The following is a 12,707-nucleotide window of genomic DNA, read 5'->3' as shown; positions in this document are numbered from 1 at the left end:
ACTCACAAAATCCATAGATCCATGCAAGTACCTCCCGACGGCCATTTTGTTGACTTCAGCGACGTCTGGCTCGCCTACAACGACGAGTTGCTGGCGCAGAACCACTTCGCCGTGGAAGCGATCGACCTCAAGGTGCGCGAGGGCGAGTTCATTGCCATCGTCGGGCCCTCGGGCTGCGGCAAGTCCACCTTCATGAAGCTGACCACCGGCCTGAAAATGCCGTCGAAAGGCCGCATCACGATCGACGGCCAGCCGGTCACCGGCCCGCTGAAGATTTCCGGCATGGCTTTCCAGGCGCCCTCGCTGCTGCCCTGGCGAACCACGGTGGCCAACGTGCTGCTGCCGCTGGAGATCGTCGAGCCTTTCCGCAGCCAGTTCAAGTCCAAACGCAAGGAATTCGAGGAGCGCGCACGCAAGCTGCTGCAAAAAGTCGGCCTGGGTGGTTACGAGGACAAGTTCCCGTGGCAACTGTCGGGCGGCATGCAGCAGCGCGTGAGCATTTGCCGCGCGCTGATCCACGAACCCAAGATGCTGCTGCTCGACGAGCCCTTCGGCGCGCTCGACGCGTTCACGCGCGAGGAGTTGTGGTGCATCCTGCGCGACCTCTGGACCGAGCAGCGTTTCAACGTCATCCTGGTCACGCACGACCTGCGCGAGTCGGTCTTCCTGGCCGACACCGTGTATGTGATGAGCAAAAGCCCGGGGCGTTTTGTCGTCAAACGCGAGATCGACCTGCCGCGCCCGCGCGACCTCGAGGTGACCTACACCCAGGCCTTCGGCGACATCGTGCACGAGCTACGCAGCCACATCGGCGCCATCCGCACCCCCGTCATCAACCCGGCGGCAACCGTGGAAGGCCACTGATCATGAGTAAAAAACAGATTGAACGCTGGTCCCCGTTTGTGCTGCTGCTGGTCATCCTGGCGCTTTGGCAAGCGGTGGTCATGGTGTTCGGCATCGCTGAATACATCTTTCCAGCCCCGCTGGCGATCGCCCAGTCCATGGCCGAGTTCGCCGGCCCGATCGCGCAGGCGGCGTGGAAAACCTTCTGGGTCACCATGGTCGGCTTCGGCCTGTCCATCGTGGTCGGCGTGATGCTGGGCTTTCTGGTCGGCTCCTCGCGCCTGGCCTATGCCGCGGTCTACCCGCTGCTGGTCGCCTTTAATGCCGTGCCCAAAGCGGCGATTGTTCCCATCCTGATCGTCTGGTTCGGCATCGGCGTCGGCCCCGGCATCCTGACCGCCTTCCTGATTTCCTTCTTCCCGATCACCGTGAACATGGCCACCGGGCTGGCCACGTTGGAGCCCGAGCTGGAAGACGTGCTGCGCGTGCTGGGCGCCAAACGCTGGGACGTGCTGGTCAAGGTCGGCCTGCCGCGCTCCATGCCCTACTTCTACGGCTCGCTCAAGATCGCGATCACGCTGGCCTTTGTCGGCACCGTGCTGGCCGAAATGACCGCCGGCGACTCGGGCATCGGCTACCTGATGCTCAGCGCCGGCTCACAGCAGCGCATGGCGCTGGCTTTTGCCGGGTTGGTTGTGATCGGTGCCATGGCGATGATCATGTACGAGCTGTTCAGCTACATCGAGAAGCACACGACTGCGTGGGCGCACCGCGGTTCGCAGGGCGGCTAAGGCTCTGCAGGGGGAAATCGGCCGCTTTCTTGCATGAAATCGGCCTCCAGCCCTTATCGCACCGGCGTCAACAGCTACTGAATCAGTAGCATCACGCTGCGTCCCCGGTTCGCCCTGGACAGTAGGAGCGACTCCCCACTCCCACCCCTAACCCCTCCCTCGCCCCGCTGGGCGATGGAGGGGGACTTCATTTGGCCGCGTGGGTTGCTATCGCGTGCAAACATGACGGTCCCGTACTCCGACGATGACGCGCAAAGCGCGTCATCGTCTCCCCGAATCCGCATCCGTTCCCGCTCCACTTCCCCCCACCCGTCGGGCTGGGCCGAGGAGCGCAGCCGAAAGTGGATCAGGGCGAGCGATTGTCTGAGCCGAAGGCGAGTTCGAGCTAGCCCCCGCTAACGGCAAGCACCGCAGGTTGCCCCGGAGCGCAGCGCAGGGGACCCAGCCCATCGGGTCGCCTTTCTTTTCCTTACTTTCTTTTGGCGAGAAGCAAAGAAAAGTCCCTCGCCCGCCGGGGCGAGACCCGGCTTGCAGGCACGCCACAAACGCCCAGAATGCCCCCACAGCCGCAAGGTTTTTGATCGGCGCGTGAGGCTTTCCGCCGCCAAGGACATTGTCTGACAGGGTTGCGGCCTGCCAGACTGCACCCGGTGGAGGTGCCGGGTTTACAACGGAGTGGTAGCGCTTGTCGCGCCCCTTCCCTCGTCAGTCAACTTCCAAGGAGAGACACATGTCACCATCCACCACCCCTGCCACCGGGCCGCTTGACGCCGAACCCGCAGACAAGGACCTTGCCGAGCAAGCGCTGCCCGGCCACGGCATTCCGTCGCAGGATCCTGAACCTGCGGCACAGATTCCCATCACGGCGGCAGAGTCCGACCGCGAATCCAGTTCGGTATTGATGGGCGGTGGTGTGATAGCCGGTGCGGCTACCGGCGCAGCCGTTGGCGCCGCATTGGCTGGCCCGGTCGGTGTACTGGTCGGCGGCACCGTGGGTGGGGTGGCTGGCGCACTGGGCGGCGCCGCTGCGGGCTCGCTGGTGACGCCGGAGGACCCCGCCAGCACCATCCCGGGGCCGGCCGACAGGGAAACCACCCGCGCCAAGCGATAGAGGTCAGAGAAACCGTTCGAGCAGCCGCCGTGAGGCCCGGTCCAGCGCCCCCATGTCCTTCACGCTGAAATGCACGCCATGGCCGGCGGCAATCAGCAGCGACTCGCGGTTCAGGCGGCGGATGTCTTCCTCGCCCTTGAGCACAAACGAGGTGTCGCCGCGGTCGGTTTCCACGACCCAGGTGCTGGGTGTGCCGAAGCTCGACACGCTGATAAGTCGCGTGATCTCGGGCACAAAGTCGCGCAGCGCGAGTTCTTCCTCCAGCAGGCTGCGCTGCGGCAGCGGCAAATCATCCAGCCGCTCCAGCCAGACCAGTTCATGGCCCTCGCTGCTGATCAGGGAAATGCCTTCATCGGGCGCGGCAATCGGGAAAGCGCGCACCGGCACCACGCCCAGATGCTGCTCGCCGTTCTCTGCAACCAGCAGCAGCTGGCCCGAGGCGTGCCGCTCCAGCTGGAAGGCGGCTGGGGTCGCGGCGGCTCTTGGAGCGGAAGTCATGGGGAATCCTTCAGACATGGCCGTTGTGCTGGGCGGTATGGGTCACCTGCGAGGTCGCCAGGGCGATGCGGCCTTCCTCGGCATCGACATTCCCCTCGCTGTCGACCTGGCGCGCCTGGGCTTCGTAAAGCCGCCAGTAGGCGCCCTGCTTCGCCATGAGGTCGTCGTGCGGTCCGACCTCGACCACCTGGCCGCGGTCCATCACCACCAGCCGGTCGGCCTTGCGCAGGGTGGACAGGCGGTGCGCAATCGCAATCGTCGTACGGCCCTGCACCAGGTTGTCCAGCGCCTTCTGGATTTCCTGCTCGGTCTCGGTGTCCACGGACGAGGTGGCCTCGTCGAGAATCAGGATGCGCGGGTCGATCAGCAGCGCGCGCGCAATCGAGATGCGCTGGCGCTCGCCACCCGACAGGCCCTGGCCGCGCTCGCCAACCAGCGAGTCGTAACCCTGCGGCAGGCGCAGGATGAACTCGTGCGCATGGGCGGCACGGGCCGCGGCCACGATTTCGGCGCGGCTGGCGCCGGGCTTGCCGTAAGCGATGTTTTCGGCGATGGTGCCAAAAAACAGGAAAGGCTCCTGCAACACCAGGCCGATGTTGCGCCGGTAGTCGGCCACTGTGAACCGCCGGATGTCGGTGCCGTCCACATTGATGCTGCCGTCGGTCACGTCGTAAAAGCGGCAGATCAGGTTGACCAGGGTGCTTTTGCCGGAGCCGCTGTGACCGACCAGACCGATCATCTCGCCCGGCTGGATGGTCAGGTCCAGGCCGCGTATCACCGCGCGGTTGCCGTAACGAAAGCCCAGTCCGCTCATCTCGATGCGGCCCTGCATGGGCGCCATGGGCACCGGGTTGGCCGGCTCCGGCACGTTGGAGACGTGGTCGAGGATGTCAAAAATGCGCTTGGCGCCGGCCGCCGCTTTTTGCGTAACCGAAACAATGCGGCTCATGGAGTCCAGCCGGGTGTAAAAACGGCCAATGTAGGCGATGAAGGCGGTCAGCACACCGACCGTGATCTGCTGTTTGGACACCAGCCAGATGCCGAAGGCCCAGACCACCAGGAGGCCGATTTCGGTCAGCAGCGAGACCGTCGGCGTGAACAGCGACCAGACCTTGTTGAGCTTGTCGTTAACCAGCAGGTTGTGCCGGTTGGCGTCGCGAAAACGCTGGGCTTCGCGCTTTTCCTGGGCAAAGGCCTTGACCACGCGGATGCCGGGAATGGTGTCGGCCAGCACATTGGTCACTTCGGACCAGACCCGGTCGATTTTTTCAAACCCGGTGCGCAGGCGGTCGCGCACTGTGTGGATCATCCAGGCGATGAACGGCAGCGGCAACAGGGTGACCAGCGCCAGCCAGGGGTTGATCGAAAACAGGATGGCGGCGGTCATCACGATCATCAGCACATCGGTCGCAAAGTCGAGCGCGTGCAGCGACAGGAACACATTGATGCGGTCGGTTTCCGAGCCGATGCGGCTCATCAGGTCGCCGGTGCGTTTGCCGCCGAAATAGTCCAGCGACAGCTCCAGCAGGTGGTCAAACGTGGCCGTGCGCAGGTCGGCGCCTATGCGCTCGGACACCAGCGCCAGCAAATAGGTGCGCGCCCAGTTCAGCGCCCAGCCGAGCAGCGCCGCCGCCAGCAGGCCGCCCAGGATGGCCAGCACCTTCCAGGTCTCGATCTGCTGGCCGTTCTGGAACGGGATCAGGATGTCGTCCATCAGCGGAATCGTCAGGTAGGGCGGCACCAGAGTGGCGGCGGTGGAGGCCAGGGTCAACAGAAACCCGGAAAGCAGCTGCCACTGGTAAGGCCGGGCGAAGCGCCACAGGCGCAGCAAGACCCAGGTCGACGGCGGCGTGTGCAGTTCGCGGGCGCAGGTCGGGCATTCTTCGCTGTCCGGCGGCAGCACCGTATCGCAAAAAGGGCACAGGGCCATGTCGTCGCCGGCGGCAGCGGCACCGGGCGCCAATTGCTGCTCAAACAGGCGCAGCAGCCGCAGCGCCTGCACATTGACCGCCAGCGTAAACCGCCAGCTGGCCAGGCGCTGCCCCCCCTGGTGAAGTTCCAGCGTGCCGACACCGGCATGGTCGAAATGACGCAGGGACAGGGGTGGCAACTGGCCGGAGGCATCCGCCGGGCGCAACGGCCAGCTGGCCCACAGGCCGGTTTCCGGGTCGCGGGCCATCAGGCGGTGGTCGGTCAGTGCCAGCAAACCCCGGGAAAAACGAAGTTGTTGATTCAGGTCAACCAGCACCGTACATAACACGTTCTCATGGTTTGCGAGTTGTGCGCGCAGGTCTGTCTGCGCTGAACCAGCCTCGCTGGAGGCGTCGACCGGATGGGAATGTTGCATTGTGATGTGGAAGCCGTAGAAACCGGAGCCCCCGAAACAGTGGGGGCAAATCAGGGATTTTCGCCCAATCCGCGCCGGCAGATGCAAGATTCGGCCACCGGACCGGAAAACCTGCCCGAACAAACAGAAACGCCCGTTGTGGGCGCTTATCCAGAAATGAACGTTGCCCCGGCCCGGCCGGTTGACCGAATCCAGAAAAACATGAGCAAACAGGACGACATCCAGCTTCTGCGCATCAATTACCTGCGCGGCCCCAACATCTGGACTTACCGCTCTGTGCTGGAAGTCTGGATGGACCTCGGCACCCTGGAAGACTTCCCTTCCAATCTGTTGCCGGGTTTCAGCGACCGCCTGGTTGCGCTGCTGCCGGCCCTGCTGGAGCACCACTGCGGCGTCGGCGAGCGCGGCGGCTTCATCCAGCGGCTCTACGAAGGCACCTGGGCCGGCCACGTGCTGGAGCATGTCGTCATCGAACTGCTGAACCTGGCGGGCATGCCCACCGGTTTCGGCCAGACCCGCAGCACCTCGCAGCGCGGCATTTACCGCATGGTGGTCCGCGCGCGCGACGAGCAGGTGGCACGCAGCGCGCTGGCCGAGGGCCACCGCCTGCTGATGGCCGCCGTTAACAGCGAGGCTTTCAGTGACGCCGAACTGCAGGCGGCCGTCGGCCGCGTGCGTGACAAGGTCGACGAATGTTACCTAGGCCCCAGCACGGCCTCCATCGTTGCTGCCGCCACCGAGCGCCGCATCCCGCACATCCGCCTGAACGACGGCAACCTTGTGCAGCTCGGCTACGGCGCCAGCCAGCGCCGCATCTGGACGGCCGAGACCGAACTCACCAGCGCGATCGCCGAAGGCATCGCCGGCGACAAGGACCTGACCAAAAGCCTGCTGGCTTCCTGCGGCGTGCCCGTGCCCGAAGGCGAAATCGTCGACAGCGCCGAAGCCGCCTGGGAGGCCGCGCAGGAAATCGGCCTGCCGGTGGTGGTCAAGCCAACCGACGGCAACCATGGCCGCGGCGTGTCGCTGGACCTCACCACCCGCGAACAGGTTGAAGCGGCTTTCCAGGTGGCAGCGCCGCAGGGCAGCGAAGTGATGGTCGAGCGTTTTGTGCGCGGCCACGAACACCGGCTGCTGGTCGTGGGCGGCCGGGTGGTCGCCGCTGCACGCGGCGACACCGCGACGGTCCGCGGCGACGGCCGCGCCAGCGTGGCCGAACTGGTCGAGGCGCAGCTCAACACCAACCCGCGGCGCGGGGCCACTGAAGACTTCCCGCTCGGCCTGATCGAACTCGACAAGGACGAAGCCATCCTGCTGGACCTGCAACGCCAGGGCCTGAGCCCCGCCTCGGTGCCGGAGGCCGGGCGCCAGGTGCTGATCCAGCGCAACGGCAATGTTGCGATTGACTGTACCGACGAGGTTCACCCCGACGTCGACCATATCGTCTCGCTGGCCGCCCGCGTCGTCGGTCTGGACATCGCCGGCGTGGATGTCGTGGCGCAAGACATCTCCAGACCCCTGCATGCCCAGGGCGGCGCCATTGTGGAAGTCAACGCCGGCCCCGGGTTGCTGATGCACCTCAAGCCGGCCGAAGGTGCGCCGCGGCCGGTCGGCCGTGCCATCTGCGACCACCTGTTTCCCGAGGCACCCGAAGGCACGCACAGCGGCCGCATTCCCGTGGTTGGCGTGGCCGGTTCGGCCGGCACGCACCATGTGGCGCGGCTGGTGGCCTGGCTGCTGCAGCTGTCAGGGCGGCACACCGGTCTGGCCTGTCGCGACGGCCTGTACCTCGACGGGCGCTGCCTGGACGCCAGCGACTGCACACACTGGGAGGCCGGCCAGCGCCTGCTGATCAACCGTGCCGTGCAGGCCGCCGTCTTTGAAAACGGGGCAGCCACCATTTTGCGCAGCGGCCTGGCCTATGACCGCTGCCAGGTCGGGGTGGTCACCGACCTCGAGGGCGCCGGGGCGCTGGGCGAATTCGATGTGGCAGGCGAAGAGCAGATGTTCAAGGTCATGCGCTCGCAAGTCGATGTCGTGCTGTCCGACGGTGTGGCCGTGCTCAATGCCGCCGATCCGGTCATCGTCGAGATGGCCCGCCTGTGTGACGGCGAGGTGATCTTTTACGCCGCCGACCCGGGTTTGCCCGCCATCGCCATCCACCTGGACGGCGGCGGTCGGGCGGTTTTCATGCGTCAGGGCCAGGTCGTGCTCGCCACCGGCGCCAGCGAAGCCTTCTTGCCCGGGCTGGACAAGCTGGCCGTCTGGCAGGGCCGGCATGTCCCTACTGCCGAAGACAGCCTGCTCGCTGCCATTTCAGTGGCGTGGGCGCTCGACATCCCGCTCAACCTGATCGGTGCCGGTATCGAAGCCTTCAACCTGGAAACGGCCGCCGAGCGTTCCACCCGGGAAGAAAAGGTCGCCTCATGAACACCGGCGCCCTCGCAAAACGTCCCTCCCGTGACCCCCAGCCCGGAAAGACACGCCGATGAAAGTTACCCGCATCCGTGCGCTGCGCGGCCCCAACCTCTGGAGCCGCCATACGGCGCTCGAGGCCGTCATCACCTGCACGCAGGCCGAGTGCGCCATCGACGCCCTGCCCGGCTTTGAGCCGCGCGTGCGTTCACTGTTTCCCGCGATAGGCGCGTTGCGTCCGAGTGCTTATATTGGCCCCGTGTCGCTGGCCCATGTGCTGGAATCGGCGGCACTGGCCTTGCAGGCCCAGGCCGGTTGCCCCGTGACCTTCAGCCATACCGCCACCACGCTCGAGGATGGCGTTTACCAGACCGTGGTCGAATACAGCGAAGAAGCGGTCGGCCGGCTGGCGCTGGAGCTGGCCCAGGCGCTGATCCACGCCGCACTCAATGAAACCAGCTTCGATATGGAAGCCGCGATTGCCCGGTTGCGCGACCTCGACGAGGACGAACGCATCGGACCCAGCACCGGCGCCATTGTGGACGCGGCCGTCGCCCGCGGCATTCCGTACAAGCGCCTGACCAAGGGCAGCCTGGTGCAGTTCGGCTGGGGCTCGCGCCAGCGCCGCATTCAGGCCGCCGAGCTCGATGCCACGAGTGCGGTGTCCGAATCGATTGCCCAGGACAAGGATTTGACCAAAAAGCTGCTGCTCGCCGCCGGTGTGCCGGTGCCCATGGGCCGGCCCGTCGCCGACCCTGACGAAGCCTGGGTCGCCGCCTTGCAGATTGGCCTGCCGGTGGTGCTCAAACCGCAGGACGGCAACCAGGGCAAGGGCGTCACGGTCAACATCGTGGACCGCGACCACCTCGAGATCGCCTTCCGTGCAGCGGCCGAACACGGCACCGTCATGGTGGAAAAATTCCTGCCCGGCAACGACTTCCGCCTGCTGGTCGTCGGCAACAAGCTGGTGGCCGCCTCGCGGCGCGAGCCCCCGCAGGTGCTGGGCGATGGCCTGCACACCGTGCGCGAACTGGTCGACATCGTCAACCAGGACCCGCGCCGCGGCGAAGGCCATGCCACCTCGCTGACCAAGATCCGTTTTGACGACATTGCCGTGGCCCGCCTGTTCGCGCAAGACCTCACCCCGGAATCGATTCCGGCGCGCGGCCGCCGCGTGATCCTGCGCAACAACGCCAACCTCAGCACCGGCGGCACCGCCACCGACGTGACCGGCGACGTGCACCCCGAGGTCGCGGCACGTGCCGTGGCCGCCGCGCAGATGGTGGGCCTGCATATCTGCGGCGTGGACGTGGTCTGCGAAAGCGTGCTGCGTCCGCTCGAAGCGCAAAACGGCGGCGTGGTCGAAGTCAACGCCGCGCCCGGCCTGCGCATGCACCTGTCGCCGTCCTACGGCAAGGGCCGCGCCGTTGGCGACGCGATGATCAACGAGCTGTTTGCGCCGGGCGATGACGGCCGCGTGCCGGTGGTGGCCGTGACCGGCACCAACGGCAAGACCACCGTTACCCGCCTGATCTCCCATCTGCTGACCGCCAGCGGCCTGCGCTGCGGCATGACCAACACCGACGGCGTTTATGTCAACGGCCGCCAGACCGACAGCGGCGACTGCAGCGGCCCGAAAAGCGCGCGCAACGTGCTGATGCACCCCGACGTGGACGCCGCGGTGTTTGAAGTGGCGCGCGGCGGTGTGCTGCGCGAAGGCCTGGGCTTTGACCGCTGCCAGGTGGCCGTTGTCACCAACATCGGTACCGGCGACCACCTCGGCCTGAACTACATCACCACGGTCGAAGACCTGGCGGTGCTCAAGCGCGTGATCGTGCAGAACGTCGCACCGACCGGTTACGCCGTGCTCAACGCGGCCGACCCCATCGTTGCGGCCATGGCGCCCACCTGCCCGGGCAACGTGATCTTTTTCGCCACCGACCGGCACCACCCCCTGATGGCCACCCACCGCGCCCAGGGCAAACGCACGGTCTACGTCGACGGCAACGCGCTGGTCGCGGCCGAAGGCGCGTGGCGCGAACGTGTGCCGCTGAACAGCATTCCGCTGACGCGCAACGGCAGCATCGGCTTCCAGGTCGAAAACGTCATGGCGGCACTGGCCGCCGCCTGGGCCGTCGGCGTGACCTGGGAAACCCTCAAAAGCGGGCTCGCCAGTTTTGTCAACGATGCGCACAACGCACCCGGCCGCTTCAACGTGATGGACTACCGCGGCGCCACCGTGATTGCCGACTACGGCCACAACCCCGACGCCATGCGCGCGCTGGTAAGCGCCGTGGAAGCGATGCCGGCCAAACGCCGCAGCGTGGTCATCAGCGGCGCGGGCGACCGCCGGGACAACGACATCCGCGACCAGACCATCATTCTCGGCCACGCTTTCGACGATGTGCTGCTCTACCAGGATGCCGCCCAGCGCGGCCGCGCCGACGGCGAGGTTATGGGCCTGCTGCGCGACGGCCTGCTGGGCGCCAGCCGCACCACCCACATCGAGGAAATCCGGGGCGAGTTCCTGGCCATCGACACCGCGCTGGCCCGACTGGAGCCGGGCGACCTGTGCCTGATCCTGGTCGATCAGGTGCAGGAAGCGCTGGCGCACCTGGCTGAACGGGTGAAAGAAGCCAGCGACCTCAAACAAGTCGCGCTGGCCTGAACGCCGGTTCAGCCTTGACGCCTCGGCCGCCAGCCTATCAAAGCTGGGGCGAGGGTCGCCTTGAGGGTCGCTTGCAAGCCTGCAAAAATTTATGCAAATAGTAGCCAAGCCCCAATAAACACGGGCGCAACAAGCTACTAAATCAATAGCAATTTCGTGACAGGATCACCGCAGGCTAAAGGTTAAACTCCACCGATGGCCTGGAACGCAACGCTCTCTCTCGACTACACCTTGCAGGCCGGCAAGACCGTCGCCCACTTCCGCCATGACGGCCCGCTGCGCATTCTGCAAAGCCTGTACCCCGAAGGCGACGCCGTGTGCCACAACGTGCTGGTGCATCCACCGGGTGGCCTGGTGGGCGGCGATACGCTGGACATCGCGGTCACGGCTGCGGCCGGCAGCCACGGCCTGATCACCACCCCCGGTGCCACGCGCTTTTACCGGTCGGCGGGCGAAACCGCCCTGCAGCGCACGCGCCTGCGCCTGGAAGCCGGTGCCCGCGCCGAGTGGCTGCCCATGGAAGCCCTTTGCTACAGCGGCTGCCTGGCCGAAAACCACCTGACGCTCGATCTGGCGCCCGGGGCCGAACTGATGGGCTGGGACATCACCGCGCTGGGCCTGCCCAGCGCCAACCAGCCCTTTGCGCAAGGCAGCTTTTGCCAGCACATCGAGTTGCCCGGCGTCTGGCTGGAACGCGCACGCATCCGGGCCGACGACCTGCTGCTGATGAACAGCCCCCTGGGCCTGGCCGGTCAACGCTGCATCGCCACCTTGTTTTTTACCGCCGGCAGCAAGCTCGAACGCCAGCGCCGGCAACTGGCACTGGATCTGGCGCGGCAGGTGCTGGAGGCGCATCCGCTGAGCGCCGCCGCAGGCGCGACCAGCCCCGATGCGCAGGTGGTGGTGGTTCGGGTATTGGCGCCACTGGTGGAGCCGGCCATGGTCCTGCTCAAGCAGGTCTGGAAGGTCTGGCGCCAGCACTTCTGGGAAAAAGACGCGCCCAGCCCGCGCATCTGGTCGGCCTGATCGTCAGGCTGCATCTGCCGCCTGCGGCCTACACCATGTTTGCGGGCCGTCCTACCGGGTGTGGGCGCCAGCGGCGCAAAATCGGGGTCGGCATTGCCCCCCTGACAACCTTGATCTGCGAGACGCTCATGAAAACCTTTCTGACCCCTGCCCTGGTGGCCGTTTCCCTGCTGTTCACCGGATGCGCCAGCACCACCGAAGGCGGTACCGTCGGTGCCTCGCGTTCGCAGCTCCTGCTGGTGTCGTCCGCGGAACTGGACCAGATGGCGGCCCAAAGTTACGCCAAGCTCAAGGCCGACGCCAGCGCCAAGGGCACGCTCAACACCAATGCGACCATGCTGGCCCGCGTGCGCGCCGTGGCCGCCCGCATAGCACCGCAAACGGCGGTGTTCCGCGCCGACGCACCGCGCTGGCAGTGGGAAGTCAACCTGATCACCAGCGACCAGCTCAACGCCTTTTGCATGCCTGGCGGAAAAATCATGTTCTACACCGGCCTGGTTTCCAGACTCAACCTCAGTGACGACGAAATTGCCGTGGTGATGGGCCACGAAATCGCCCATGCCCTGCGTGAGCACTCGCGCGAACAGGTGTCCCAGGCCGCCGCCGCACAGACCGCCATCGGCATCGGCACCCAGTTGCTGGGTCTGGGTGGGGGCACCTCACAGATCACGGAAGCCGCCTACGAAGCGCTGGTGGCCACGCGCTTCAGCCGTTCGCACGAAAGCGAGGCTGACCGCATCGGCCTGGAGTTGACGGCACGCGCCGGCTACAACCCCCAGGCCGGCGTGAGCCTGTGGCAAAAAATGGCCAGTGCAGGCAGCACCGGTGGAGGCGCCGACTTCCTGAGCAGCCACCCCAGCGACAGCAGCCGCGTGCAGCAGATCCAGGCCTTGCTGCCAACGGTGATGCCGCTGTACCAGGCAACGCGCCGCTAAACTTGTCATTCCGGACCTGACGCGCAAGCCCCCACGTTGCCGCGTTCGGGTCAGGCACGGCGCGCCCGGTGCA

At 66.1% G+C, this 12,707-nt stretch carries 9 protein-coding genes; 7 read left to right on the top strand and 2 right to left on the bottom strand.

All coding sequences use genetic code 11. The annotated features are described in order from the left end of the window. The first annotated feature begins 21 nt into the window (after nucleotides 1-21). The 3 genes from B7G52_RS00485 (at nucleotide 22) to B7G52_RS00470 (ending at nucleotide 2,745) form a co-directional block, all read left to right on the top strand. Nucleotides 22-864: an ABC transporter ATP-binding protein gene (locus B7G52_RS00485; RefSeq protein WP_096695483.1), complete on the top strand. Its 843-nt coding sequence runs from the start codon at nucleotides 22-24 to the stop codon at nucleotides 862-864. A 2-nt stretch (nucleotides 865-866) separates the two neighbouring features. Beyond that, nucleotides 867-1,634, top strand: a complete 768-nt coding sequence (locus B7G52_RS00480; RefSeq protein WP_096695482.1) for an ABC transporter permease — start codon at nucleotides 867-869, stop codon at nucleotides 1,632-1,634. A 730-nt stretch (nucleotides 1,635-2,364) separates the two neighbouring features. Next, nucleotides 2,365-2,745, top strand: a complete 381-nt coding sequence (locus B7G52_RS00470) for a bacteriocin (RefSeq protein WP_096695480.1) — start codon at nucleotides 2,365-2,367, stop codon at nucleotides 2,743-2,745. 3 nt (nucleotides 2,746-2,748) lie between these two features. Here the strand turns inward: B7G52_RS00470 and B7G52_RS00465 are convergent, their stop codons facing one another. Together B7G52_RS00465 and B7G52_RS00460 are read right to left on the bottom strand one after the other, a co-directional pair. Then, a complete protein-coding gene (locus tag B7G52_RS00465) occupies nucleotides 2,749-3,243 on the bottom strand; it encodes a DUF1854 domain-containing protein (RefSeq protein ID WP_096695479.1) in 495 nt (164 codons plus the stop codon). A 10-nt stretch (nucleotides 3,244-3,253) separates the two neighbouring features. Then, nucleotides 3,254-5,590: an ABC transporter ATP-binding protein gene (locus B7G52_RS00460; RefSeq protein ID WP_096695478.1), complete on the bottom strand. Its 2,337-nt coding sequence runs from the start codon at nucleotides 5,588-5,590 to the stop codon at nucleotides 3,254-3,256. Between the two features lie 201 nt (nucleotides 5,591-5,791). Here B7G52_RS00460 and cphA (B7G52_RS00455) point away from each other — a divergent pair, with 201 nt between their 5' ends. From cphA (B7G52_RS00455) to B7G52_RS00440, 4 genes are all read left to right on the top strand, one after another. Beyond that, nucleotides 5,792-8,020, top strand: coding sequence for a cyanophycin synthetase (gene cphA / locus B7G52_RS00455; RefSeq protein WP_096695644.1), 2,229 nt, complete (start codon nucleotides 5,792-5,794; stop codon nucleotides 8,018-8,020). Nucleotides 8,021-8,078: 58 nt separating this feature from the next. After that, the gene (gene cphA, locus B7G52_RS00450) at nucleotides 8,079-10,673 is read left to right on the top strand and encodes a cyanophycin synthetase (RefSeq protein ID WP_096695477.1); all 2,595 of its coding nucleotides are present in this window, start codon (nucleotides 8,079-8,081) and stop codon (nucleotides 10,671-10,673) included. Nucleotides 10,674-10,868: 195 nt separating this feature from the next. After that, nucleotides 10,869-11,699, top strand: coding sequence for an urease accessory protein UreD (locus B7G52_RS00445; RefSeq protein WP_096695476.1), 831 nt, complete (start codon nucleotides 10,869-10,871; stop codon nucleotides 11,697-11,699). A 128-nt stretch (nucleotides 11,700-11,827) separates the two neighbouring features. Further along, entirely contained in the window at nucleotides 11,828-12,634 is an 807-nt protein-coding gene (locus B7G52_RS00440; RefSeq protein ID WP_096695643.1) for a M48 family metallopeptidase, read from the top strand. Nucleotides 12,635-12,707 lie beyond the last annotated feature (73 nt).

This window comes from Polaromonas sp. AER18D-145 (assembly GCF_002379095.1).
Taxonomy (GTDB): Bacteria; Pseudomonadota; Gammaproteobacteria; order Burkholderiales; family Burkholderiaceae_C; genus Polaromonas.
This window is presented reverse-complemented; position numbering and strand designations above follow the sequence as displayed.

Excerpts from the sequence above, each read along its gene's own strand:
- B7G52_RS00445 (WP_096695476.1), top strand. The coding sequence starts at position 10,869 with ATGGCCTGGAACGCAACGCTCTCTCTCGACTACACCTTGCAGGCCGGC.
- cphA (WP_096695477.1), top strand. The coding sequence starts at position 8,079 with ATGAAAGTTACCCGCATCCGTGCGCTGCGCGGCCCCAACCTCTGGAGC.
- B7G52_RS00470 (WP_096695480.1), top strand. The coding sequence starts at position 2,365 with ATGTCACCATCCACCACCCCTGCCACCGGGCCGCTTGACGCCGAACCC.
- cphA (WP_096695644.1), top strand. The coding sequence starts at position 5,792 with ATGAGCAAACAGGACGACATCCAGCTTCTGCGCATCAATTACCTGCGC.
- B7G52_RS00460 (WP_096695478.1), bottom strand. The coding sequence starts at position 5,590 with ATGCAACATTCCCATCCGGTCGACGCCTCCAGCGAGGCTGGTTCAGCG.
- B7G52_RS00465 (WP_096695479.1), bottom strand. The coding sequence starts at position 3,243 with ATGACTTCCGCTCCAAGAGCCGCCGCGACCCCAGCCGCCTTCCAGCTG.
- B7G52_RS00480 (WP_096695482.1), top strand. The coding sequence starts at position 867 with ATGAGTAAAAAACAGATTGAACGCTGGTCCCCGTTTGTGCTGCTGCTG.
- B7G52_RS00440 (WP_096695643.1), top strand. The coding sequence starts at position 11,828 with ATGAAAACCTTTCTGACCCCTGCCCTGGTGGCCGTTTCCCTGCTGTTC.
- B7G52_RS00485 (WP_096695483.1), top strand. The coding sequence starts at position 22 with ATGCAAGTACCTCCCGACGGCCATTTTGTTGACTTCAGCGACGTCTGG.